Annotated in this window: 25 protein-coding genes and 1 tRNA gene; 23 read left to right on the top strand and 3 right to left on the bottom strand. The window is 63.5% G+C overall.

Translation table 11 applies throughout. The features are described 5' to 3' along the window. Positions 1 to 17: 17 nt before the first annotated feature. The 16 genes from hisG to ABNX08_RS19380 all read left to right on the top strand — a co-directional run bounded on the left by hisG (position 18) and on the right by ABNX08_RS19380 (position 11,917). Positions 18 to 692 carry an ATP phosphoribosyltransferase gene (hisG, locus tag ABNX08_RS19455; RefSeq protein WP_022536815.1) on the top strand — a complete coding sequence of 225 codons (675 nt, stop codon included), beginning with the start codon at positions 18 to 20 and terminating at the stop codon, positions 690 to 692. 28 nt (positions 693 to 720) lie between these two features. Beyond that, the gene (gene hisD, locus ABNX08_RS19450) at positions 721 to 2,058 is read left to right on the top strand and encodes a histidinol dehydrogenase (protein ID WP_022536814.1); all 1,338 of its coding nucleotides are present in this window, start codon (positions 721 to 723) and stop codon (positions 2,056 to 2,058) included. 47 nt (positions 2,059 to 2,105) lie between these two features. After that, positions 2,106 to 3,206, top strand: coding sequence for a histidinol-phosphate transaminase (gene hisC, locus ABNX08_RS19445; protein ID WP_349605137.1), 1,101 nt, complete (start codon positions 2,106 to 2,108; stop codon positions 3,204 to 3,206). Positions 3,207 to 3,210: 4 nt separating this feature from the next. Beyond that, positions 3,211 to 3,798 (top strand): imidazoleglycerol-phosphate dehydratase HisB, encoded by a 588-nt coding sequence (gene hisB / locus ABNX08_RS19440; protein WP_019451384.1) that lies wholly within the window; start codon positions 3,211 to 3,213, stop codon positions 3,796 to 3,798. A 133-nt stretch (positions 3,799 to 3,931) separates the two neighbouring features. Continuing rightward, a complete protein-coding gene (locus ABNX08_RS19435) occupies positions 3,932 to 4,555 on the top strand; it encodes a YchE family NAAT transporter (RefSeq protein ID WP_022536812.1) in 624 nt (207 codons plus the stop codon). Continuing rightward, positions 4,552 to 5,205, top strand: a complete 654-nt coding sequence (gene hisH, locus ABNX08_RS19430) for an imidazole glycerol phosphate synthase subunit HisH (RefSeq protein WP_022536811.1) — start codon at positions 4,552 to 4,554, stop codon at positions 5,203 to 5,205. The genes ABNX08_RS19435 and hisH overlap by 4 nt, the downstream gene beginning before the upstream one ends. Before the next feature lie 187 nt (positions 5,206 to 5,392). Then, positions 5,393 to 6,139, top strand: coding sequence for a 1-(5-phosphoribosyl)-5-[(5-phosphoribosylamino)methylideneamino]imidazole-4-carboxamide isomerase (hisA, locus tag ABNX08_RS19425; RefSeq protein ID WP_022536810.1), 747 nt, complete (start codon positions 5,393 to 5,395; stop codon positions 6,137 to 6,139). 72 nt (positions 6,140 to 6,211) lie between these two features. Further along, positions 6,212 to 6,982: an imidazole glycerol phosphate synthase subunit HisF gene (gene hisF / locus ABNX08_RS19420; protein ID WP_349605140.1), complete on the top strand. Its 771-nt coding sequence runs from the start codon at positions 6,212 to 6,214 to the stop codon at positions 6,980 to 6,982. 2 nt (positions 6,983 to 6,984) lie between these two features. After that, positions 6,985 to 7,389 carry a phosphoribosyl-AMP cyclohydrolase gene (gene hisI, locus ABNX08_RS19415; protein WP_022536808.1) on the top strand — a complete coding sequence of 135 codons (405 nt, stop codon included), beginning with the start codon at positions 6,985 to 6,987 and terminating at the stop codon, positions 7,387 to 7,389. Then, positions 7,386 to 7,763, top strand: coding sequence for a phosphoribosyl-ATP diphosphatase (locus tag ABNX08_RS19410; RefSeq protein ID WP_022536807.1), 378 nt, complete (start codon positions 7,386 to 7,388; stop codon positions 7,761 to 7,763). The genes hisI and ABNX08_RS19410 overlap by 4 nt, the downstream gene beginning before the upstream one ends. Before the next feature lie 85 nt (positions 7,764 to 7,848). Continuing rightward, positions 7,849 to 8,238 (top strand): membrane protein, encoded by a 390-nt coding sequence (locus ABNX08_RS19405; protein WP_022536806.1) that lies wholly within the window; start codon positions 7,849 to 7,851, stop codon positions 8,236 to 8,238. Positions 8,239 to 8,302: 64 nt separating this feature from the next. Continuing rightward, positions 8,303 to 8,659 carry a histidine triad nucleotide-binding protein gene (locus ABNX08_RS19400; RefSeq protein WP_022536805.1) on the top strand — a complete coding sequence of 119 codons (357 nt, stop codon included), beginning with the start codon at positions 8,303 to 8,305 and terminating at the stop codon, positions 8,657 to 8,659. Positions 8,660 to 8,805: 146 nt separating this feature from the next. After that, complete coding sequence (tatA, locus tag ABNX08_RS19395; protein WP_022536804.1) at positions 8,806 to 9,048, top strand: Sec-independent protein translocase subunit TatA; 243 nt, start codon at positions 8,806 to 8,808, stop codon at positions 9,046 to 9,048. Between the two features lie 93 nt (positions 9,049 to 9,141). After that, the gene (gene tatB / locus ABNX08_RS19390) at positions 9,142 to 9,660 is read left to right on the top strand and encodes a Sec-independent protein translocase protein TatB (RefSeq protein ID WP_022536803.1); all 519 of its coding nucleotides are present in this window, start codon (positions 9,142 to 9,144) and stop codon (positions 9,658 to 9,660) included. Between the two features lie 124 nt (positions 9,661 to 9,784). Further along, complete coding sequence (gene tatC / locus ABNX08_RS19385; protein WP_022536802.1) at positions 9,785 to 10,573, top strand: twin-arginine translocase subunit TatC; 789 nt, start codon at positions 9,785 to 9,787, stop codon at positions 10,571 to 10,573. A gap of 243 nt (positions 10,574 to 10,816) precedes the next feature. After that, a complete protein-coding gene (locus tag ABNX08_RS19380; protein ID WP_022536801.1) occupies positions 10,817 to 11,917 on the top strand; it encodes a porin in 1,101 nt (366 codons plus the stop codon). 518 nt (positions 11,918 to 12,435) lie between these two features. On the opposite strand, the gene ABNX08_RS19375 is transcribed toward ABNX08_RS19380, so the two are convergent. Continuing rightward, the gene (locus tag ABNX08_RS19375; protein WP_022536800.1) at positions 12,436 to 13,629 is read right to left on the bottom strand and encodes a Do family serine endopeptidase; all 1,194 of its coding nucleotides are present in this window, start codon (positions 13,627 to 13,629) and stop codon (positions 12,436 to 12,438) included. Between the two features lie 20 nt (positions 13,630 to 13,649). Between ABNX08_RS19375 and ABNX08_RS19370 the strand changes: the two genes are divergently transcribed. Beyond that, positions 13,650 to 14,396: a Nif3-like dinuclear metal center hexameric protein gene (locus tag ABNX08_RS19370; RefSeq protein WP_022536799.1), complete on the top strand. Its 747-nt coding sequence runs from the start codon at positions 13,650 to 13,652 to the stop codon at positions 14,394 to 14,396. A 78-nt stretch (positions 14,397 to 14,474) separates the two neighbouring features. Here the strand turns inward: ABNX08_RS19370 and mscL are convergent, their stop codons facing one another. Then, positions 14,475 to 14,900: a large conductance mechanosensitive channel protein MscL gene (gene mscL / locus ABNX08_RS19365; RefSeq protein ID WP_022536798.1), complete on the bottom strand. Its 426-nt coding sequence runs from the start codon at positions 14,898 to 14,900 to the stop codon at positions 14,475 to 14,477. A gap of 212 nt (positions 14,901 to 15,112) precedes the next feature. Here mscL and petA point away from each other — a divergent pair, with 212 nt between their 5' ends. The 6 genes from petA (at position 15,113) to ABNX08_RS19335 (ending at position 19,407) form a co-directional block, all read left to right on the top strand. After that, positions 15,113 to 15,730 carry a ubiquinol-cytochrome c reductase iron-sulfur subunit gene (petA, locus tag ABNX08_RS19360; RefSeq protein WP_022536797.1) on the top strand — a complete coding sequence of 206 codons (618 nt, stop codon included), beginning with the start codon at positions 15,113 to 15,115 and terminating at the stop codon, positions 15,728 to 15,730. A gap of 2 nt (positions 15,731 to 15,732) precedes the next feature. Further along, entirely contained in the window at positions 15,733 to 17,136 is a 1,404-nt protein-coding gene (locus ABNX08_RS19355) for a cytochrome bc complex cytochrome b subunit (RefSeq protein WP_022536796.1), read from the top strand. Between the two features lie 36 nt (positions 17,137 to 17,172). Next, positions 17,173 to 17,916 carry a cytochrome c1 gene (locus ABNX08_RS19350; RefSeq protein ID WP_022536795.1) on the top strand — a complete coding sequence of 248 codons (744 nt, stop codon included), beginning with the start codon at positions 17,173 to 17,175 and terminating at the stop codon, positions 17,914 to 17,916. Positions 17,917 to 18,121: 205 nt separating this feature from the next. Further along, positions 18,122 to 18,733: a glutathione S-transferase N-terminal domain-containing protein gene (locus ABNX08_RS19345; protein ID WP_008643086.1), complete on the top strand. Its 612-nt coding sequence runs from the start codon at positions 18,122 to 18,124 to the stop codon at positions 18,731 to 18,733. A gap of 57 nt (positions 18,734 to 18,790) precedes the next feature. Beyond that, positions 18,791 to 19,279 (top strand): ClpXP protease specificity-enhancing factor, encoded by a 489-nt coding sequence (locus ABNX08_RS19340; protein WP_022536794.1) that lies wholly within the window; start codon positions 18,791 to 18,793, stop codon positions 19,277 to 19,279. Between the two features lie 52 nt (positions 19,280 to 19,331). Continuing rightward, positions 19,332 to 19,407: transfer RNA gene (locus ABNX08_RS19335), tRNA-Thr, on the top strand. 123 nt (positions 19,408 to 19,530) lie between these two features. On the opposite strand, the gene ABNX08_RS19330 is transcribed toward ABNX08_RS19335, so the two are convergent. Further along, positions 19,531 to 21,366 (bottom strand): 3'-5' exonuclease, encoded by a 1,836-nt coding sequence (locus tag ABNX08_RS19330; RefSeq protein WP_349605144.1) that lies wholly within the window; start codon positions 21,364 to 21,366, stop codon positions 19,531 to 19,533. Positions 21,367 to 21,901 lie beyond the last annotated feature (535 nt).

Here is a 21,901-nt window from a genome sequence, read left to right as displayed (position 1 = left end):
CCGAGGACTGACGCCCGATGAGCCCCACTTTCAACGCTTCGCCCAACCAGCTTACGCTGGCGCTGTCCAAGGGCCGCATCTTCACCGAGACGCTGCCGCTGCTTGAGGCTGCCGGTATCCGCGTCACCGAAGACCCGGAAACCTCGCGCAAGCTGATCCTGCCCACCTCCGATCCGGCCGTGCGCGTGGTGATCGTGCGCGCCTCGGACGTGCCCACCTACGTGCAGTACGGCGCCGCCGATTTCGGTGTGGCCGGCAAGGACGTGCTGATGGAAAACGGCATGGCCGGCCTGTACGCGCCGATCGACCTGAACATCGCGCGCTGCCGCATGTCGGTGGCGGTGCCCGCCGGGTTTGACTATGCCAACGCGGTGCGCCAGGGCGCGCGCCTGGCGGTGGCCACCAAGTACGTGCAGACCGCGCGCGAGCATTTTGCGAAAAAGGGCGTTCACGTCGACCTGATCAAGCTGTACGGTTCCATGGAGCTGGGCCCGCTGGTGGGCCTGTCCGATGCCATCGTCGACCTGGTCAGCACCGGCAGCACGCTGCGCGCCAACAACCTGGTCGAGGTGGAGGAGATCGTGCAGATCTCGTCGCGGCTGGTGGTGAACCAGGCCGCGCTCAAACTGAAGCGCGAGCGGCTGGCGCCGATCCTCGACGCATTCGAACGCGCTTCGGCGGCGCTGGCCTGAGGCCGGGCCGCCTGAGAGGAAAGAAGTCATGAACGCAACCGAAATGGAAAACCTGCCGATCCGCCGGCTTGATTCCAGCGAGCCCGGCTTTGCCGAGGCGCTGCGCCAGGTGCTGGCCTTCGAGGCCGGCGAGGACGAGGCCATCGACCGCGCCGCGGCGCAGATCCTGGCAGACGTGAAGGCGCGCGGGGATGCCGCAGTGCTGGAATACACCAAGCGTTTCGACCGCGTGGAAGCGTCGTCGATGGGCGCGCTGGAAGTGTCGCAGCAGCAGTTGGAAGCCGCGCTCGAGGACCTCGAGCCTAAGCGCCGCGCCGCGCTGGAGGCCGCCGCCGCGCGTGTGCGTGCCTACCACGAGAAGCAGAAGATCGAGTGCGGCAGCCACAGTTGGGAATACACCGAGGCCGACGGCACCATGCTGGGCCAGAAGGTGACCCCGCTGGACCGCGTCGGCATCTATGTGCCGGGCGGCAAGGCCGCGTATCCGTCGTCGGTGCTGATGAATGCGATCCCGGCGCGCGTCGCGGGCGTCAAGGAAATCATCATGGTCGTGCCCACGCCGGGCGGCGTGCGCAACGAGCTGGTGCTGGCGGCCGCGCAGATCGCCGGCGTGGACCGCGTGTTCACCATCGGCGGTGCGCAGGCTGTTGGCGCGCTGGCCTACGGCACCGCCACGCTGCCGCAGGTCGACAAGATCGTTGGCCCGGGCAATGCCTACGTGGCCGCGGCCAAGCGGCGCGTGTTCGGCACCGTCGGCATCGACATGATCGCCGGTCCGTCCGAGATCCTGGTGATCTGTGACGGCACCACCGACCCCGACTGGGTGGCGATGGACCTGTTCTCGCAGGCCGAGCACGACGAGCTGGCGCAGTCGATCCTGCTGTGCCCGGACTCGGAATATATCGCCCGCGTCGAAGCCAGCATCCAGCGCCAGCTCGGCACCATGCCGCGCCGCGACGTGATCGCCGCGTCGATCTCCGGCCGCGGCGCGCTGATCAAGGTGCGCGACATGGAAGAAGCCTGCGAGATCGCCAATGCGATCGCGCCCGAGCACCTGGAAATCTCCGCCGAGAACCCGCGCCAGTGGAGCGAGAAGATCCGCCACGCCGGCGCCATTTTCCTCGGCCGCTATACCAGCGAATCGCTGGGTGACTACTGCGCCGGTCCCAACCACGTGCTGCCGACCTCGCGCACCGCGCGCTTCTCGTCGCCGCTGGGGGTCTATGACTTCCAGAAGCGTTCGAGCCTGATCGAAGTGAGCGAGGGCGGGGCGAAGATGCTCGGCCAGATCGCCGCCGAACTCGCGTACGGCGAAGGCCTGCAGGCCCACGCGCGCAGCGCGGAATATCGTTTCAAACGCAATTGATTTACTGACCCACGCTGCCTGATAAAGCAGCCAACTTTGGAGTTTCCATGTCAGCCGTAGAGCCCTCCCTGATCGAACGCATCATCCGTGACGACGTACGCGCCATGGGCGCCTACCACGTGCCGGATTCGCACGGTCTGGTCAAGCTCGACGCGATGGAGAACCCGTACCGGCTGCCGCCCGAGCTGCGCCGCGAACTGGCCGAGCGCCTGGGCGAGGTCGCGTTGAACCGCTACCCGGTGCCCAGCAGCGAAGCCCTGCGCGCGAAGCTGAAGACCGTGATGCAGGTGCCCGCCGGCATGGACGTTCTGCTCGGCAACGGCTCGGACGAGATCATCAGCATGCTGGCGCTGGCCGCGGCCAAGCCGGGCGCGAAGGTGATGGCGCCGGTGCCGGGCTTCGTGATGTACGCGATGTCGGCGCAGTTTGCCGGCCTGCAGTTCGTCGGCGTGCCGCTGCGCGCGGACTTCACGCTCGATCGCGCCGCCATGTTGGCCGCGATGGCCGAGCAGCAGCCCGCCATCATTTACCTGGCCTACCCGAACAACCCAACCGGCAACCTGTTCGATGCCGCCGACATGGAGGCCATCGTGCGCGCCGCCCAGGGCGAGATCTGCAACAGCCTGGTGGTGGTGGACGAGGCCTACCAGCCGTTCGCGCAGCACAGCTGGATGCCGCGCCTGACGGATTTCGGCAACCTGCTGGTGATGCGCACCGTATCCAAGCTGGGCCTGGCCGGCATCCGCCTGGGCTACCTGGCCGGCGCGCCGGAATGGCTGGCGCAAATCGACAAGGTGCGTCCCCCGTACAACGTCAACGTGCTGACCGAAGCCACCGCGCTGTTCGCGCTGGAGCATGTGTTGGTGCTGGACGAACAGGCCGCACAACTGCGCGCCGAACGCACCCGCGTGGCCGACGGCATGGCCGCGCAAGCGGGGGTGACGGTGTTCCCCAGCGCCGCCAACTTCCTGCTCGCGCGCGTGCCGGATGCCGCACAGACGTTCGACCGGCTGCTGGCGCGCAAGGTGTTGATCAAGAACGTGAGTAAAATGCACCCGTTGCTGGCCAATTGTCTGCGCGTCACGGTCAGCACGCCCGAAGAAAACGCGCAGTTCCTTGAGGCATTCGCAGCGTCGCTGCAGGATTAACACCATGCGTGTTGCAGAGGTCACCCGCAATACTTCGGAAACGCAAATCCGCGTTTCCCTGAATCTCGACGGCACCGGCCGCCAGAAACTGGCGTCCGGCGTGCCGTTCCTCGACCACATGCTGGATCAGATCGCCCGGCACGGCATGTTCGACCTGGAGGTCGAAGCCACCGGCGACACGCATATCGACGACCACCACACGGTGGAAGACGTTGGCATCACGCTTGGCCAGGCCGTGGCCCGGGCCATCGGCGACAAGAAGGGCATCACCCGCTACGGCCACAGCTATGTGCCGCTGGATGAATGCCTGTCGCGCGTGGTGATCGACTTCTCCGGCCGCCCCGGCCTGGAATTCCACGTGCCGTTCACGCGTGCGCGCGTGGGCAGCTTCGACGTCGACCTGACCATCGAGTTCTTCCGCGGCTTCGTCAACCATGCGGGCGTGACCCTGCATATCGACAACCTGCGCGGCATCAATGCCCACCACCAGTGCGAAACCGTGTTCAAGGCCTTTGGCCGGGCCCTGCGCATGGCGGTGGAGCTGGACCCGCGCGCGGCGAACACGATCCCGTCGACCAAGGGTACGCTCTGAGGCGCCTGCCAACGCATCGACAACGCATCGACCACTTCGAACAACCGTAGGCGTGCCGGCTGGTTGCGGCGCCCGCTGACCTTTTCCAGGCCCCCAGGCTGAATCCGCCAGCGCCGCTGGCGACCCGCAACCGATGGATACGCTCAAGTCGTTTATTTCGCTGCTGGCGCTGATCAACCCGATCGGGGCGATCCCGTTCTTCATCAGCCTGACCAGCCAGCAGACTGAAGCGGAAAAGCTGCGTACCATCAAGATCGCGTCGATCTCGGTGGCGATCGTGGTGGCGGTGTCGGCGCTGCTGGGGCAGCAGATCATCGAGTTCTTCAATATCTCGGTGGCGTCGCTGCAGGTGGGTGGCGGGCTCATCATGATCATGATGGCCATGAACATGCTGAACGCGCAGACCAGCCGCACCAGGGCCACGCCGGAAGAAGAGGACGAGGCCGAGGTAAAGTCCAGCATCGCGGTGGTGCCGCTGGCGCTGCCGCTGCTGACCGGGCCTGGCTCGATCAGCACGGTGATCGTTTATGCCGGCAAGACGCAGCACTGGTATCAGTTGCTGATCCTGGTCGGCCTGGGCGTGGTGATCGGGGCGGTGGTGTACATGGTGTTCCGCGCGGCCGACCCGATTGCCCGGGTGATCGGCCGCACCGGCATCAATATCGGCACGCGCCTGATGGGGCTGATCCTGTCGGCGCTGGCCGTGGAATTCATTGTGGACGGGCTGAAGACATTGTTGCCTGTTTTGAAATCATGACTACCATAGCAATTGTGGATTACGGCATGGGCAACCTGCGCTCGGTGGCGCAGGCGCTGCGTGCCGCGGCGCCGGAAGCGGACGTGCGGGTGGTGGATGCCCCCGAAGGCATCCGGAGCGCGGACCGCGTGGTGCTGCCGGGCCAAGGCGCGATGCCGGACTGCATGTCGGCGCTGGGCGCGTCCGGGCTGCAGCAGGCGGTGATCGAGGCCGCCGGCAGCAAGCCGATGCTGGGTGTGTGTGTTGGCGAACAGATGCTGTTCGAGTTCAGCACCGAAAGTCGTGCTGGTGCGCAGCGCACACCGGCGCTGGGCCTGATGCCCGGCCAGGTGGTGCGCTTTGCGCTGGACGGCATGACGCAGCCCGACGGCTCGCGCTACAAGGTGCCGCAGATGGGTTGGAACCGGGTGCGCCAGGCGAAGCCGCACCCGCTGTGGGACGGTATCCCGGACGACAGCTGGTTCTATTTCGTCCACAGCTACTATGTGCAGGCGCAGGACCCGGCCCATATCGCCGGCGAAACGGAGTATGGAGTCGTATTTACCAGCGCGGTAGCGCGCGATAATATTTTTGCGACGCAGTTCCACCCCGAGAAGAGCGCGGCCCTGGGCCTGCAGCTGTACCGGAACTTCGTCCACTGGAACCCCTGAGGCGCCGACACGGCACCGCGGCGCGATCCAGGCACGACCAGGCACCCGAATCGTTTTTTTACCGATCTATCGACCGCTGACTCGACCCGTTCATTCGACCAAGTTTCCGATCGATTATCGACCCCAGACCTGACCGGCAGCGCCGGTCTCGCTCAACTTCCCTTACTCAACCACGCTCGTCACGCATATGTTGCTCATTCCGGCCATCGACCTGAAGGACGGTCAGTGTGTACGCCTCAAACAAGGCGACATGGACCAGGCCACCGTCTTTTCCGAAGATCCCGCCGCCATGGCACGTCACTGGGTGGAGCAGGGCGCGCGGCGCCTGCACCTGGTGGACCTGAACGGCGCATTCGTCGGCAAGCCCCGCAACGAGGCCGCCATCAAGGCCATCATCGCCGAGGTTGGCGACGAGATCCCGGTGCAGCTGGGCGGCGGTATCCGCGACCTGAACACCATCGAACGATGGCTGGATGACGGCCTGTCGTACGTCATCATCGGCACGGCCGCGGTCAAGAACCCCGGTTTCCTGAAGGACGCCTGCTCGGCCTTCGGCGGCCATATCATCGTTGGCCTGGACGCCAAGGATGGCAAGGTGGCCACCGACGGCTGGAGCAAGCTGACCGGCCATGAAGTGGCGGACCTGGCGCGCAAGTACGAAGACTACGGCGTGGAGGCCATCATCTACACCGATATCGGCCGCGACGGCATGCTCCAGGGGATCAATATCGACGCCACCGTCAAACTGGCGCAGTCGATGTCGATCCCGGTGATCGCCAGCGGCGGGCTGTCCAACCTGGCCGATATCGACAACCTGTGCGCGGTCGAGGGCGAAGGTGTCGAAGGCGTCATCTGCGGCCGCGCGATCTACTCCGGGGACCTCAACTTTGCCGCTGCTCAGGCGCTGGCCGACAAGCTGCGCGACGGGCAGTAAGCCAACGCGCCGCGAGCGCAGCCGCCGCCGGGCCCGCCGTTTCGTCGGAAGCGGCGGCGGACAAGGAATCTCATGCTAGCCAAACGTATCATCCCCTGCCTGGACGTTACCAACGGGCGGGTGGTCAAGGGCGTCAACTTCGTTGAGCTGCGCGATGCGGGCGATCCCGTGGAAATCGCGCGCCGCTACGACGAGCAGGGCGCCGATGAAATCACATTCCTGGACATCACCGCGACCAGCGACGGACGCGACCTGATGCTGCACATCATCGAGGATGTGGCCTCGCAGGTCTTTATCCCGCTGACGGTGGGTGGCGGCGTGCGTACGGTCGAAGACGTGCGGCGCCTGCTCAATGCGGGCGCGGACAAGATCAGCGTGAACTCGTCGGCCATCGCCAATCCGCAGCTGGTGTCGGACGCGACCGCCAAGTACGGCTCGCAGTGCATCGTGGTGGCGATCGACGCCAAGCGCAGTTCCGCCCCGGGCGAAGCCCCGCGCTGGGAGGTCTTCACCCACGGCGGGCGCAAGGCGACGGGACTGGACGCGGTCGAATGGGCCCGTGAAATGGCCGCGCGCGGCGCCGGCGAGATCCTGCTGACCAGCATGGACCGCGACGGCACCAAGAGCGGCTTCGACCTGGAACTGACCCGCGCCGTCAGCGACGCGGTACCGGTGCCGGTGATCGCCTCGGGCGGCGTCGGCGGCCTGCAGGACTTGGCCGACGGCATCACCCAGGGCCACGCCGACGCGGTGCTGGCCGCCAGCATCTTCCACTACGGCCAGCATACCGTGGGCGAAGCCAAGGCATTCATGGCCCGCGAGGGCATTCCCGTGCGGATCTGATCATGGCAAAGAAATGGCTCAACAAGGTCAAGTGGGACGATAACGGGCTGGTGCCGGTGATCGTGCAGGAAGTCGGCTCGAACGACGTGCTGATGTTCGCGTTCATGAACCGCGACGCGCTGCAGCGCACCGTCGAGCTGGGCGAGGCCGTGTTCTGGTCGCGCTCGCGCAAGCGCCTGTGGCACAAGGGCGAAGAGTCCGGCCACGTGCAGAAGGTGCATGAGATCCGGCTGGACTGCGACGAGGACGTGGTGCTGCTCAAGGTCACGCAGGTCGACAGTATCGCCTGCCATACCGGGCGTCATTCCTGCTTCTTCCAGAAGTTCGACGGCGACGCCGAATCCGGCGACTGGCACACGGTCGAGCCGGTGCTGAAGGACCCTGCGCAGATCTACACCAAGCCATGAGCGACACCCAACTCAGCAGCAACGATGTGCTGGCGCGCCTGGCCGAAGTGCTGGAATCGCGCAAGCCCGCCAACGGCGGCGATCCCGACAAGTCCTATGTGGCGCGCCTGTTCAGCAAGGGCGACGACGCCATCCTGAAGAAGATCGGCGAGGAAGCCACCGAGACCGTGATGGCCGCCAAGGACGCGCGCGCGGCCGGCCAGAGTGGCGCCGACGCCGCCAAGGTGGTCTATGAAGTGGCGGACCTTTGGTTCCACAGCATGGTATTGCTGGCAAACTTCGGCCTGACGCCGGCCGACGTGGTCAATGAACTGGCACGGCGCGAGGGATTGTCCGGCCTGGAAGAAAAGGCCCGACGCAAGGACGAGGGCTGACCGGCAAGGATCTGCATAGCGCCGGCCAGCTTCCCGCCTGCCTTTCCACCTGGAAAAGGGCAGGCCTCCGACAACAAGGGCGAACATGGCCAACGACTACACCGGGCAAGTGACCACTCCCAGCGGCGAACAGCTGAGCAGCCTGCGCAAGCTGCTGCATATCCTGTATGCGCTGTATGCCATCTTCTGGCTGACCGGCGGAATCACCGCGTTGATCGCCATCGTGATCGACTACGTCAAGCGCGACGATGCGCGCGGCTCACTGTATGCGTCGCACTTCGCCTGGCAGATCCGCTCGTTCTGGTGGTCGGTGGTGTGGGGCGCGCTCGGCGGCGTATTGTTCGCCACGGTGGTGCTGATACCGCTTGCCTTTGCCGTCTGGGCCGTGTTGTCGCTGTGGATGCTGTATCGTATCGTCAAGGGCTGGCTGTACCTGAACGACAGCAAGCCGATGTACCCGGATCAGCAGTTCTGATGCCGGTCAGGCTAGGCGCCCGAAGGTGATGCCGGGGTGTCGTGGCCGTCGCAATGAAAACTTCATGAACGCTCAGGATAATTGCATCTTCTGCAAGATCGTGGCCGGCCAGCTAACGTCGCGAAAAGTCTACGAAGACGACGACATGGTGGCCTTCCACGATATCCATCCCAAGGCCCCGGTACACTTGCTGGTCGTTCCCAAGTCGCATGTCGACTCGCTGGCCGATTGCGGCGCCAGCGAAGGGGAGGTGCTTGCTAGAATGCTACTTAAGGTGCCTGAACTCGCGCGCGCGGCTGGCTGCACCAACGGTTTCCGGACGGTGATCAACACCGGCCCGGACGGCGGCCAGGTGATCTACCACCTGCACCTCCATGTGCTGGGTGGGCCGCGTCACGAGTGGAAGGGAACGCTGCCCTGATCGGGCGGCTTGGCATGGGAGCGCCTGCGGCGGCAACGCCCGGGCGGAAGCTGCGCCGGCAACCGTCGCCCGGCGCGGCCATAACGGGACGGAACAACGGGTCCGGGCATCAATGATTGCGCCCGAGGCTTCATCAGGAGCAAAAAATGGGTTCGTTTAGCATTTGGCACTGGCTTATCGTGCTGGTGATCGTCATGCTCGTGTTCGGCACCAAGAAGCTGCGCAATATGGGCCAGGACCTGGGCGGCGCGGTCAAGGGCTTCAAGGACGGCATGAAGGACGGCGAAGACAAGTCGGCACAGGCTGGCCAGCCGGCCCAGGCCAAGGAACTGCGCGATACCACCACCATCGACGTCGACGCCAAGGAAAAGTCCCGCCAGCAGCAGTAAGCCGGCGGTGTGCCATCCCCTTCCCGCAATCGTGGCTGCCTGCGCATGCGCGCATCCGCTGTTCTTCGCATGTTGTCCGCATGACGTGTCCGCATGATTGATCTCGGCATTTCCAAGCTGGCTCTGATCGGCGCCGTGGCACTGATCGTGATCGGTCCCGAGCGCCTGCCCAAGGTTGCCCGTACGGTGGGCGCGCTGGTAGGGCGCGCGCAGCGCTATATCAACGACGTCAAGGCCGAAGTCAGCCGCGAGGTCGAGCTGGAAGAGCTGCGCAAGATGCGCACTGAATTCGAGGATGCGGCGCGCGATGTCGAGCGCACCATCCACAAGGAAGTCAGCGAGCAGACCCAGGCGGTGAACGAGGCGCTGGGCGGTGCCGAGTCTGGCATCGGTACCAGCAGCGTGGGCTCCGGCAGTGGCGACGGCTTCGTGCCCAGCTGGGACGCGGCGCACAAGGCGCACAACGGGCGCAAGAGCTGGCGCGTGAAGCAGGGAGCGCGTCCGCTGTGGTTCAAGCGCCAGCACAATGTCCGGGTCTGGGTGCAGTCGGGGGCCGCGCGAGTGAAGCGTCACCGCCCGGCCACCCGGCCGTCCCGTTCCTTCTTCGAGTAAGCATGGCCCGCGGCGATACCTTGCCGGCCTGCGTTCCGGCTGCCGCCGTCGTGCCCGCGCAAGCGCGCCGCGCCGTGCAGATCGATTCCACCTTGCCAGCCAGCGCGGCTGAGCGGTTCACGCCATGAGCGACACCCCGTCCCCCGATCCCCAAGACGAATCGCAGCAGGAAACTTTCATTTCCCATCTGATCGAGCTGCGTCAGCGCCTGGTCAAGGCGGTGGCCGGGATCATCCTAGTCTTCGTCAGCCTGGTCTACTGGGCCCCGGTGATTTTCAACCTGTTTGCCGCGCCGCTGATGGAGTCGTTGCCCAAGGGCGGCAAGATGATCGTGACCGACGTCACCGGCTCGTTCTTCGTGCCAATGAAGGTCACGCTGCTGGTGGCCTTCCTGATCGCGCTGCCCTGGGTGCTGTACCAGGTCTGGCAGTTTGTCGCGCCCGGCCTGTACCAGCATGAGAAGCGGCTGATCCTGCCGCTGGTGTCGAGCAGCTACTTCCTGTTCCTGTGCGGCGTGGCGTTCGCGTATTTCCTGGTGTTCCCGACGGTGTTCCAGTTCATGGCGCACTACAACGCGCCGCTCGGGGCGGAGATGTCGACCGACATCGACAAATACCTGAGCTTTGCCATGACCACCTTCCTGGCCTTCGGCATCACCTTCGAGGTACCGGTGGTGGTGATCGTGCTGGTGCGCTTCGGCGTGGTGGAGCTGGAAAAGCTCAAGCAGATTCGCCCCTATGTGATCGTCGGCGCCTTCATCATTGCCGCCATCGTGACCCCGCCCGATGTGCTGTCGCAGCTACTGCTGGCGGTGCCGCTGGTGCTGCTCTATGAACTGGGGCTGATCCTGGCGCGTTTCATCGGCAAACCGACCACCGAGTCCGCCGCTTCAGGGGAAACGCAGCCGGACTAATCCCGCTGAGGTAGACATTCTGATCCCGCCAATCCCCGTTTTTGCACCAAAACGGGGATTTTTTTCGGCAATCCTGTTGTTCGATCACAACATAAACCGTCGCAAAGCGTGGTTTACGCCGAAAAAGCCTTCTGACGGCCGGGGGGGCTGGCACATAATACGCAGCAGACGTGAATGTAAATACGTCGCCCAAGTACTTGGGCAACCAAGATTTCCCAATCAGTTGACAAGGAAAGTGTCGATATGAAGATGAAACTGTTTGCTGCTGCCGTCGCCGCTCTGGCCGCTGGTGGCGCGTATGCCCAATCGAGCGTAACCCTGTACGGCGTGGCTGATGTCGGTCTCGAGTACGTTAGCAACGCTAACGCCGCCGGTGACGATCTGTTCCGCATGTCGTCGGGCAACCAATCCGGTTCGCGCTGGGGTCTGCGTGGTGTGGAAGATCTGGGCGGCGGCCTGAAGGGCGTGTTCGTCCTGGAAAGCGGTTTCGACCTCGACAACGGCACGTCGGCCCAAGGCGGTCGTCTGTTCGGTCGTCAAGCCTACGTCGGTCTGCAAAGCCAATACGGTTCGCTGCTGCTGGGCCGTCAACAAACGTCGTTCTATGACTTCGGCCTGATCTACGATCCGATGGCCATCTCGTCGCGCTACGGTATCCTGGCTCAGGACGCCCAGTTTGCTGCACGCGCTGACAACACTGTCAAGTACATCGGCACCTTCGGTGGCCTGACCGCTTCGGCTTTCTACAGCTTCAACAACAACGGCCAGGAGACCGCCGGCCAATTCCGCCGCGGCCAACAGTACGGCGCGCTGCTGAGCTACGCAGCTGGCCCGTTCGCAGTTGGTGCTGCTTATGACGAAATCCACGGCACCGTGTCGGCTGCTGGTGTTGACCAAAGCGGCCAGCGCACTCGTCGCGCTTCCGTCGGCGCCAACTACGCCTTCGGTCCGGCCAAGGTCTATGCCGGCTATCGCTGGGCCAAGGCCTTCGACGGCGCCCCGCTGACGGGCGGCACGACGGTTGACAATGGTATCCTGACCACGGCTACGGCGTCGAACCTGTACTGGCTGGGTCTGGGCTACCAGCTGACCCCGGCGTTCTCGCTGTCGGGCGCTGCGTACTACCAGGACTTCCGCAAGAGCGACGCAGATCCGTGGCAGTTCGTGATCACGGCCGACTACGCGCTGTCGAAGCGTACCGACGTGTACACCTCGCTGTCGTACACCCTGAACGACAAGGGCTCGGCCCTGGGCGTGAACGGCTTCAACACCGCCACGACCACGAACGTTCAGCCGAACAAGGATCAGTTCGGTGCTGTGGTTGGTCTGCGCCACAAGTTCTAATCTGACGCGGGCGTAAGCTCGCTTAAGATTGGCTTGAAGCAAGAGGCCGGCATCCGCAAGGATGCCGGCCTTTTGTCTTGTGCGGGGCCAGATGGTGGGACAGGCTGTTGCACTGTTACCGCGCTGTATCTGTCATGCTGCACATCGAAGGGCGGCCGGAGAATCGGCGCGCGGCCTGCATGCCTGCTGCTGCGCCGTGCCGTGGATCGGGCGCTGTGTTGCCGACGCCGCTTGCACGCCGATGACGTGCGGAGTCATTGCGCCTACCCGTGACCGTTCGATAGTGAGTGCTGCCATGGCCAGCACAGTGCAGCAGTCGGCCCTCCTCGATCCGTATGTCATCGAGGGCGGCGGTGAGCTTTTCGCTCGACGCCTTGGTCTCCCGGAACGCCTGAACTGTCGCCCGCGCGCGCGGCCGTCGCCGCTCCACCGCGATGCGACGGTCAATCGGACCGCCAGGCACAAAAAAACCCCGCCGTCCAAGGCGGGGTTTTTCGTCAGGGGCATAGTGCCGGGACTCACTCTTCCTCTTCAAACGGCAGCGCCCGGCGCGGCGGCGGGGGCCGTTTGCCAATCGTTACCGTCAGGTCAGTTGGCTTGCCGCGGCGGATCACGGTCATCTTGATGTCCACGCCCGGCTTGAGCTGGGCAATCGCGTTGAGCAGAGCGGTCGTGTCGGTGATCGCCTGGCCGTCCACCTTGGCTAGTACATCGCCCGGCTTCACGCCCGCCTTGTCGGCCGGGCCGCCCTGGACCACCGCGGCGATCAGTGCACCTTCCTTCGCATCGAGCCCGAACGACTCGGCAATCTCCGGCGTCATGTCCTGCGGTTCGACGCCGATCCAGCCGCGCGTCACGCTGCCGGTGGAGATGATCGACTCCATCACTTGCTTGGCGGTCGACACGGGAATCGCGAAGCCGATACCCAGCGAGCCGCCCGAGCGCGAGTAGATCGCAGTGTTGATGCCCAGCAAGTTGCCCTGCGCATCCACCAGCGCGCCGCCCGAGTTGCCCGGGTTGATGGCAGCGTCCGTCTGGATGAAGTTCTCGAAGGTGTTGATGCCCAAGTGGCTGCGGCCCAGTGCCGACACGATGCCCATGGTCACGGTCTGGCCGACGCCGAACGGGTTGCCGATCGCCAGCACCACGTCGCCGACCTTCACGTTCTCGAGCCGGCCCAGCGTGATCGCGGGCAGCTCCTTGAGCGTCACCTTCAGCACCGCCAGGTCGGTTTCCGGATCCGAACCCACCACCTTGGCGTCGGCCTTGCGGCCGTCGGTCAGCGCCACCTCAATCTCGTCGGCCCCGTCCACCACGTGGTGGTTGGTTAGAATATAACCCTCGGCACTGACAATGACGCCAGAGCCCAGGCTGGAGACCGGCTCCTGCCGTTCCGGCAGCCGGTCGCCGAAGAAGAAGCGGAACCACGGATCCTCGGCCTGCGGGTTGGGCGAGCGCTTTGAACCGTTCTTGCTGGTAAAGATATTGACCACCGCCGGCATCGCCTCCCGCGCGGCTTCGCTATAGGACCCCTCGGCAGACGGGCCCGACACGTTGGGCACCACTTCCTTGAGCGCCACAATCGGCGAACCGGACTGCACCGCCACGCGCCCCCGCTGCAGCCAGTCAGGCTTCAGTGTGGCCACGACGAACCAGACCGCCAGCACGACGGTGACAGCCTGGGCAAAGAACAGCCAAAAGCGCCGCAACATATTGGAGTTTTGAGCAGAAAATGAAAACAAAAGAGCTTGAATTGTACTTGAACGACCTGTTGGAAGTTCCCCGTTACAAGGACTATTGTCCCAACGGGCTGCAAGTGCAAGGTCGCCCGGAAGTCACTCACGTGGTGACGGGGGTGACGGCAAGCCTGGCATTGGTCGATGCCGCGATCGAGGCTGGCGCCGATGCCATCCTCGTCCATCACGGCTACTTCTGGAAAAACGAGGATGCGCGCGTGGTGGGACAGAAGCATGCGCGCCTGAAGCGGCTGCTGGGTGCGGACGTCAACCTGTTTGCCTTCCACCTCCCGCTGGATAACCATCCTGAGTTCGGGAACAACGCCCAGCTTGGGCTGCAGCTCGGCTTCACGCCGACCGGCCGCTTCAGCGACGACCAGCTCGGCTGGACCGGCACGCTGCCCGCGCCGATGCCGCTCGCCGCGCTGTCCGCGCATGTGGGCGGGGTGCTCGGGCGCGAGCCGCTGGTCATCGGCGAACCGGAGCAGATGATCCGCACCATTGGCTGGTGCACGGGCGGCGCGCAAGGCTATTTCGACGCAGCGGTCGCCGCGGGCGTCGATGCTTATCTCAGTGGCGAGGTTTCGGAGCAGACCACGCACCTGGCGCGCGAGAGCGGTGTGGCCTATCTCGCTGCAGGCCACCACGCCACCGAGCGCTACGGCATCCGCTCGCTCGGGGAACATGTGGCCCAGCGCTTCGGCCTGCGCCATACATTCATCGATATTCCGAATCCTGTCTGACGCAAAACAAAACGGCCCCATCGGGGCCGTTTTATCTTCCCGGGTCAGCGCGCAATGCAGCGCACGGCCGGTTTCCGCTCAACGCGTCTTGAGGCTGTCGCGGATCTCACGCAGCAGCACCACTTCTTCGGGCGGCGCTGCGGGCGGCGGAGGCGGTTCCTTCTCGCGCATCCTGTTGAACGCGCGCACCATCATGAAGATGATAAAGGCAAGAATGAGAAAGTTGACCGCGATGGTCAGGAAATTGCCGTAGGCAAACACGGGCACGCCGGCCTTCTTCAGCGCATCCAGCGTCATGGGCGTCCCGGGTGGGGGATCGGACAATGTGACGAACAGATTGGAGAAGTCCAGCTTGCCGATAACGCGGCCCACCAGCGGCATGATCAGGTCGTTGACCACTGAATCCACGATCTTTCCGAAGGCAGCGCCGATGATCACGCCGACCGCCAGGTCGATCACATTGCCGCGAACGGCGAAGGTTCTGAATTCCGAGATCATGCCCATTGGGGTTCTCCTTCTTGTTGCTAGCGATGAACGGTTTCAAGCCAAAGCCTGCCGCATCACTGCCCGGAAAGCAAGCACACAAGCGGATTTCCGGCAAGCACGTCCGATAATCGTACGGGCCCGTGGCAATTTCTGCCTATCTAGCGCGCAGGTGTCTAAGGTACACTTTATGGTTGACGCAAAATCTAAATTGACTTCCCCTGGGGTTTGGAATGAGTGACCAGCAAGACGTGAAGAGCGTGGATAAAGGTCGCCGCAATTGGTTGATCGCGACATCCGTCGCTGGCGGCGTCGGAGGCGTAGCGGTAGCGGTTCCTTTCGTCAGTACGTTTGCACCATCGGAGAAGGCCAAGGCCGCGGGTGCGCCAGTCGAGGCAGATATCGGCGCGCTCAAGCCCGGCGAGATGATGACTGTCGAGTGGCGCGGCAAACCGGTCTGGATCATGCGGCGTACGGACGAACAGCTTGCGTCGCTGAAGAAGACTGACGGCGAAGTGGCCGATCCCACTTCCGATATTCCATTCACCATGCCGACGCCCGAGTACTGCAAGAACGAAACCCGTTCGCGCCCGGAGCACAAGGACGTCCTGGTCGTGGTGGGTATCTGTTCCCACCTTGGGTGCTCGCCTTCCGGCCCCTTCGGCCCTGGCGCCAATCCTCAACTCGGCGCTGATCCCGGTTTCCTTTGCCCCTGCCATGGTTCGACCTTCGACCTCGCCGGGCGCGTCTTCAAGAACAAGCCGGCTCCGCAGAATCTCGATGTTCCCCCCTACCAGTTCCTGACCGATACCAAGATCGTGATCGGCAAGGACGAGAAAGGAGAAGCCTGATCATGGCGGCCGAAAAACAAGTCAAGACCACCGGCCTGCTCGGCTGGATCGACGCCCGCTTCCCCGCAACTCAGCTCTGGGAAGACCACCTCTCCAAGTACTACGCGCCGAAGAACTTCAACTTCTGGTACTTCTTCGGTTCGCTGGCACTGCTGGTGCTGGTGATCCAGATCGTCACCGGCATCTTCCTGGTGATGAACTACAAGCCCGACGCCACGCTGAACGCCGCCGGCATTCCCGTGGCCTTCGCCAGCGTGGAATACATCATGCGCGAAGTCCCCTGGGGCTGGCTGGTGCGCTACATGCACTCGACCGGCGCCTCGGCCTTCTTCGTCGTGGTCTACCTGCATATGTTCCGGGGCCTGCTGTACGGTTCGTACCGCAAGCCGCGCGAGCTGGTCTGGATCTTCGGCTGCCTGATCTTCCTGTGCCTGATGGCCGAAGCCTTCATGGGCTACCTGCTGCCGTGGGGCCAGATGTCGTACTGGGGCGCCCAGGTGATCGTGAACCTGTTCTCGGCGATTCCCGTGATCGGCCAGGACCTGTCGCTGTTCATCCGCGGTGACTACGTGGTGAGCGACGCGACGCTGAACCGCTTCTTCTCGTTCCACGTCATCGCCGTGCCGCTGGTGCTGCTGGCGCTGGTCATCGCCCACATCATCGCGCTGCACGAAGTGGGTTCGAACAACCCGGACGGCGTCGAGATCAAGGCCAAGAAGGACGAGAACGGCATCCCGCTGGACGGCATCCCGTTTCACCCGTACTACTCGGTGCACGACACGCTGGGCGTTGCCGGCTTCCTGCTCATCTTCTCGGCCGTGATCTTCTTCTTCCCGGAAGTGGGCGGCTATTTCCTGGAACACAACAACTTCCTCCCGGCCGACCCGCTGAAGACCCCGCCGCATATCGCGCCGGTCTGGTACTTCACGCCGTTCTACTCGATGCTGCGCGCGACGACGTCGAACTTCCTGCCGATCCTGTGGGTGTTCTTCGCGCTGCTGCTCGGCCTGGTGTTCCTGCGCAGCAAGGATGCACGCGTGAAGATCGGCGCCATCGCCGTCGCGGTGATCCTGGCCGTGGGCTTCTACTTCATCGACGCCAAGTTCTGGGGCGTGCTGGTGATGGGCGGCTCGGTCGTGATCCTGGTCTTCCTGCCGTGGCTGGACCACTCGCCGGTCAAGTCCATCCGCTATCGTCCCGCTTTCCACAAGACCATCCTGACCGTCTTCGTGGTGGTGTTCCTGGTTCTCGGCTACCTCGGCGTGCAACCGCCGTCGCCGGTGGGTGAGAAGGTGTCGCAGCTCGGTACGCTGCTGTACTTCGCCTTCTTCCTGACCATGCCGCTGTGGAGCCGTGTCGGCGAGTTCAAGCCGGTCCCGGAGCGTGTCACGTTCCACCCGCACTGAGCGCAGCGAACCCCGACAAGAGCACAAGGACACAAGATGAAAAAGCTGCTTTCCATCATCGCGCTGGCCGGCGCCTGCTTTGCCGCCGCGCCCGCCATGGCCAGCGAAGGGGGCTTCCCCCTGGAGCCGGCTCCGGTGAACACCGCCGACCTGTCGTCGCTGCAGCGCGGCGCCAAGCTGTTCGTCAACTACTGCCTGAACTGCCACGGCGCATCGATGATGCGCTACAACCGGCTCAAGGACATCGGCCTGACCGATGACCAGATCCGCGAAAACCTGCTGTTCACCGCTGACAAGGTTGGCGAGACCATGACCATCGCCATGCAGCCGAAGGAAGCCAAGGCCTTCTTCGGTGCGCAGCCGCCCGACCTGTCGGTGATCGCCCGCGCCCGCGGCGACGACTGGCTCTACACCTACCTGCGCACGTTCTACCGTGACGACAGCCGCGCCACCGGCTGGAACAACCTGGTGTTCCCGAGTGTCGGCATGCCACACGTGCTGTGGGAACTGCAGGGCCAGCGCGCCGCCAAGTTCACGGAAGTGGAAGAGCACGGCGAGAAGGTCCACAAGTTCGCCGGCTTCGAGCAACTGAGCCAGGGCAAGTTGAGCAAGGTCGAGTACGACCAGGCCACCGCCGACCTGGTCGGCTTCCTGGACTGGATGGCAGAGCCCGCGCAGAATCACCGCAAGCGCCTGGGCGTCTGGGTGCTGCTGTTCCTGGGCGTGTTCACGGTCTTCGCCTGGCGCCTGAATGCCGCTTACTGGAAGGACGTGAAGTAAGCTGGCGCAGCAGTCGTCAAGGAAAAGGCCAGATGCGGATGTTGCGAAGGCAGCACCGTTCTGGCCTTTTCTCTTTGGAAATATGCAGGAAGCGCACCGAAAAAGTGCGCTGTTTGCAACTTATTTGCTTTTCGGTGTCCGATTTTGGCAGAATGGCTGACCTTATCGTCCGACCCTGCTTCGGCTAAGCCCAAGGAATCCAACCATGATGGTGTTGTATTCGGGTACGACTTGCCCGTTTTCCCAACGTTGCCGCCTTGTCCTGTTTGAAAAGGGCATGGATTTTGAAATCCGCGACGTCGATCTGTTCAACAAGCCCGAAGATATTTCGGTGATGAACCCGTACGGCCAGGTACCCATCCTGGTCGAGCGCGACCTCATTCTGTATGAGTCGAACATCATCAACGAATACATCGACGAGCGCTTCCCGCACCCGCAGCTGATGCCGGCCGACCCGGTGCAGCGCGCCCGCGCCCGCCTGTTCCTGTTCAACTTCGAAAAGGAACTGTTCACGCACGTCTACGTGCTGGAAAACGAAAAGGGCAAGGCCGCGGAAAAGAACCACGAACGCGCCCGCGCCGCGATCCGCGACCGCCTGACGCAGCTCGCGCCGATCTTCGTCAAGAACAAGTACATGCTGGGCGAAGAGTTCTCCATGCTCGACGTCGCCATCGCGCCGCTGCTGTGGCGCCTGGACCACTACGGCATCGAGCTGTCGAAGAACGCCGCGCCGCTGCTGAAGTATGCTGAGCGCATTTTCAGCCGTCCCGCGTACATCGAAGCGCTCACCCCGTCCGAAAAGGTGATGCGCCGCTAACCGGCACCGGCCCGAAGGCATCCGCCATCGGGCCACCACGGCGCCACTGGAAGCACAATGCCTGAAACCTCCACCAAGCCCTACCTGATCCGCGCCATCTACGAATGGTGCACGGACAACGGCTTCACGCCGTATGTCGCCGTCTTCGTCGACGCCAACACCAACGTGCCGCGCGAGTTCGTCAAAAACAACGAGATCGTGCTCAACGTAAGCTTCGACGCCACCAGCGGCCTGGACATGGGCAATGAGTGGATCACCTTCAGCGCTCGCTTCGGGGGTGTTTCGCGCAAGATCGACGTGCCCGTCGAAAACGTGCTGGCCATCTACGCCCGTGAGAACGGGCAGGGAATGGCCTTCCCGGTCGAGCGCAGCGTGCCGGAAACACAGGCCGCCACCGAGCGTGAAAACAATCCGCCGCCCAAGCTGGCGCCGGTCGAAGCCGAAAGCCAGGCAACGACCGCCGACACCGGCCCCGGCGACGATGACACGCCGCCTCCGGTGCCCCGCATAGGCGGCAAGAAGCCTGCGTTGAAGGTGGTGAAGTAAGTCATCCCAAAGCGGGCCGCAATGCAGTAGAATCGCGGTCTGCACCAGACATGCCGGCTTAGCTCATCAGGTAGAGCAGTTGATTTGTAATCATCAGGTGGCGGGTTCGAGTCCTGCAGCCGGCACCAGAATTCAGGCGGCCTCCCGATACGGGAGGCCGTTTTGTTTTTGGCGTTACCACCAAGCGCTGGCCGACATAAAGCTTCTGGCGATGGTAACGATGTTCGCCACAGGCGGATCGGGCCAGTAAGCTACTGCTGCAGTCGCCCGACCGCGTCCCTCAGCCTCCCAGCGAACCGCGATTCCAGCCCGAACGTCATCACTAGCTGCCGCGTAGCTCGCGTCATCGCCACATACATCAGCCGCGCCTCGTTCTCCTCCGCCTCATCATGCTTATGCGGCATCCCGGTGGCGGGAATGCATACCAGCGGAAACTCCAACCCCTTGCTGCTATGCATGGTGATCACCTTGACGCTGTCTGCGCCGGGCGTGAATCGCTTGTTGCTGACTTGAGGACATTCGAATGGAATGCCCCTGCGCGTCAGCGCACTCGTGACATGGCCGGCAGTGTCCCAATGGCGATACAGCACCGCCATCTCTGACCACGGCGTCCCGGCGCGGTTTTCGTCGGTCAGGATCTGGGCGATGCGTTCAGCCTCTGCTTCCACAGTTGGCAGTTCGATCAACAGCGGCTTGTTGCCGCGGCGACCGGCGCCGACAGGTTGTACAGTCGGAGCCTCGTCGTCGGCACCCTCCGTTGGCCGGAGCAATTCATCCGCAAAACTACGCGCGACGGCCAGGATTTCCTGGGAATTGCGGTAGTTCAGCTTGAGGATGGTGGTTCGGCCCCGGGCCTGGATGCCGACGCTGGCGAAGGTCATCCCGCGCTTCTTGGCGCCGCCATAAATGGACTGCGCGTCGTCATAAAGCACCAACAGCGAATTGCTCTCCAGATTGACCATCTGGACCACCAGCTTGAACCACTCTGGCCGGAAGTCATGGCCTTCGTCGATCAGCACGGCATCGTACTGGCCCGCCGGGATTGCCTTCCGGTCCACGCCCTGGATGACCCGATTCACCATTTCCTCGAAAAGCGCATCGCTGGGCCGGCCTTTCGGACGGTCGATGTTGTACGTCTCCAGCTGCCGCGAGCACCACGCATGGAAGTTGTAGACGTGGACCTTCTCTTCGATGCCTTTCTCGATTATCGTCGCCGCCAGCTTGGCGGCGAGGGTCTTGTTGTAGCAAAGCACGAGGACCGGCCGTGTGACGATCTTTGCCAGATGCTCCGCCCGGTAGCCGAGGATCATCGTCTTGCCAGAGCCGGCGACGCCATGAATAACGCGGTGGCCCTCGCCGAGGCTGCGTGCCAGTTGCTCCTGCTGGAGATCCATGACACTCAGGATGTCCGGCATATCCAGTGGTCCGGCGGCGTCCTCCGGAAAGAGCGTGCGCTGCTCTGGCATGCGGATCTGCGGGAACAGATGCCAGCGAATTCGCTCGATCTGCGGCAGGGAAAGCTTGAAGGTGAATTTGACCGGGAACATCTCCCACAGGCGCTGCTGGAAGTGTTCTGCGTCGACCGTCTCATACATCTCGTCCTGGCAGATCACCAGGTGCGACGGCAGGACGTCACCGAGGTCGGTCTTGTCGAACTGGGCGCGCGTGATGTTGGACAGGACGACGCCGCAGCCGTAGGGGAAGAAGGGTTTGCCCTTCAGTGAGCCGCTGGGCCAGACCAGCTGCGGGTCGCGCTGCAGCAGGTTGGTGACATAGAACATGTACTGCCGGGCTTGCTCCAGGGGATTCATCTCCCGCACCAGCCCACGATCCGTCAGCAGCGTGACATCGCGTTGATCGATCTCCCGTATCGTATCCAGCCGCCAGTCCTTTACCTCCAGCACCAGCAGACCGCGGCTGGGATGGAAGACGATGAAATCGGGATGCCTGGTTTTTTCACCGATGGCGACGTCATACCAGCACAGGTAGTCGTCTTCCAGCTTTGCCTCCAGACGCTCGGCGAAGCGTCTCTCTCCACTGGTCATGCGCGAAGTGACCGAACCCAGCGCGGGAATCAGCGTGGCCATGCCTTGTTGCTCTTCTTATTGCCCGTTCAGGATCTGCGCTAACCACGTCTTGTGTCGCGGACCGGTGCGACGGCGGTCAGGCAGGTTTCTTATGCGGCAATTGTAGGCACAAAACGGTAACGGTGGCTGTTTTGGTAGTTTTGTCGATTTGAGGGGCGACGATTCTGGCGAGGCGGCGGCACCGGCGGCGGGTTATCAGTCGATCTGCGCCGATTTTCCCGCCATCCACGCTGCCAATCTGTCGATTCCCGCCACTCCCATACCAGGCCTTGAGCAGGTACTGGAACATTTGAAGGTGGGTGTTGACCCAATCGGTGTAGCCCCCGCCCGAGGGCGTCGAGTTCCTTCACATAGTGCTCAATCGCTTTGACGCTGTTCTCCACACCTCAGCGCGAGCTATTGACGAACCAACCGACAAAACGGCCCGGCTACATCTGAACCATCCAGATGCCGTAGCCCATTTGCCTGTGTTGCGCCTCGCGAACAGTGGCGCCGTGCCATCCGATTGGACATGGCAAACCATCACGGGAATCCG

This window comes from Cupriavidus sp. DF5525 (assembly GCF_040149425.2).
In the GTDB taxonomy this organism is placed as follows: Bacteria; Pseudomonadota; Gammaproteobacteria; order Burkholderiales; family Burkholderiaceae; genus Cupriavidus; species Cupriavidus pickettii_A.
Note: the sequence above shows the minus strand (reverse complement) of the source record. Positions and strands in the feature narration are given on the sequence as shown.

What these genes read in the sequence shown, in the direction of transcription:
- hisG (WP_022536815.1), top strand. Translation starts at nt 18, where the DNA reads ATGAGCCCCACTTTCAACGCTTCGCCCAACCAGCTTACGCTGGCGCTG.
- hisD (WP_022536814.1), top strand. Translation starts at nt 721, where the DNA reads ATGAACGCAACCGAAATGGAAAACCTGCCGATCCGCCGGCTTGATTCC.
- hisC (WP_349605137.1), top strand. Translation starts at nt 2,106, where the DNA reads ATGTCAGCCGTAGAGCCCTCCCTGATCGAACGCATCATCCGTGACGAC.
- hisB (WP_019451384.1), top strand. Translation starts at nt 3,211, where the DNA reads ATGCGTGTTGCAGAGGTCACCCGCAATACTTCGGAAACGCAAATCCGC.
- ABNX08_RS19435 (WP_022536812.1), top strand. Translation starts at nt 3,932, where the DNA reads ATGGATACGCTCAAGTCGTTTATTTCGCTGCTGGCGCTGATCAACCCG.
- hisH (WP_022536811.1), top strand. Translation starts at nt 4,552, where the DNA reads ATGACTACCATAGCAATTGTGGATTACGGCATGGGCAACCTGCGCTCG.
- hisA (WP_022536810.1), top strand. Translation starts at nt 5,393, where the DNA reads ATGTTGCTCATTCCGGCCATCGACCTGAAGGACGGTCAGTGTGTACGC.
- hisF (WP_349605140.1), top strand. Translation starts at nt 6,212, where the DNA reads ATGCTAGCCAAACGTATCATCCCCTGCCTGGACGTTACCAACGGGCGG.
- hisI (WP_022536808.1), top strand. Translation starts at nt 6,985, where the DNA reads ATGGCAAAGAAATGGCTCAACAAGGTCAAGTGGGACGATAACGGGCTG.
- ABNX08_RS19410 (WP_022536807.1), top strand. Translation starts at nt 7,386, where the DNA reads ATGAGCGACACCCAACTCAGCAGCAACGATGTGCTGGCGCGCCTGGCC.
- ABNX08_RS19405 (WP_022536806.1), top strand. Translation starts at nt 7,849, where the DNA reads ATGGCCAACGACTACACCGGGCAAGTGACCACTCCCAGCGGCGAACAG.
- ABNX08_RS19400 (WP_022536805.1), top strand. Translation starts at nt 8,303, where the DNA reads ATGAACGCTCAGGATAATTGCATCTTCTGCAAGATCGTGGCCGGCCAG.
- tatA (WP_022536804.1), top strand. Translation starts at nt 8,806, where the DNA reads ATGGGTTCGTTTAGCATTTGGCACTGGCTTATCGTGCTGGTGATCGTC.
- tatB (WP_022536803.1), top strand. Translation starts at nt 9,142, where the DNA reads ATGATTGATCTCGGCATTTCCAAGCTGGCTCTGATCGGCGCCGTGGCA.
- tatC (WP_022536802.1), top strand. Translation starts at nt 9,785, where the DNA reads ATGAGCGACACCCCGTCCCCCGATCCCCAAGACGAATCGCAGCAGGAA.
- ABNX08_RS19380 (WP_022536801.1), top strand. Translation starts at nt 10,817, where the DNA reads ATGAAGATGAAACTGTTTGCTGCTGCCGTCGCCGCTCTGGCCGCTGGT.
- ABNX08_RS19375 (WP_022536800.1), bottom strand. Translation starts at nt 13,629, where the DNA reads ATGTTGCGGCGCTTTTGGCTGTTCTTTGCCCAGGCTGTCACCGTCGTG.
- ABNX08_RS19370 (WP_022536799.1), top strand. Translation starts at nt 13,650, where the DNA reads ATGAAAACAAAAGAGCTTGAATTGTACTTGAACGACCTGTTGGAAGTT.
- mscL (WP_022536798.1), bottom strand. Translation starts at nt 14,900, where the DNA reads ATGGGCATGATCTCGGAATTCAGAACCTTCGCCGTTCGCGGCAATGTG.
- petA (WP_022536797.1), top strand. Translation starts at nt 15,113, where the DNA reads ATGAGTGACCAGCAAGACGTGAAGAGCGTGGATAAAGGTCGCCGCAAT.
- ABNX08_RS19355 (WP_022536796.1), top strand. Translation starts at nt 15,733, where the DNA reads ATGGCGGCCGAAAAACAAGTCAAGACCACCGGCCTGCTCGGCTGGATC.
- ABNX08_RS19350 (WP_022536795.1), top strand. Translation starts at nt 17,173, where the DNA reads ATGAAAAAGCTGCTTTCCATCATCGCGCTGGCCGGCGCCTGCTTTGCC.
- ABNX08_RS19345 (WP_008643086.1), top strand. Translation starts at nt 18,122, where the DNA reads ATGATGGTGTTGTATTCGGGTACGACTTGCCCGTTTTCCCAACGTTGC.
- ABNX08_RS19340 (WP_022536794.1), top strand. Translation starts at nt 18,791, where the DNA reads ATGCCTGAAACCTCCACCAAGCCCTACCTGATCCGCGCCATCTACGAA.
- ABNX08_RS19330 (WP_349605144.1), bottom strand. Translation starts at nt 21,366, where the DNA reads ATGGCCACGCTGATTCCCGCGCTGGGTTCGGTCACTTCGCGCATGACC.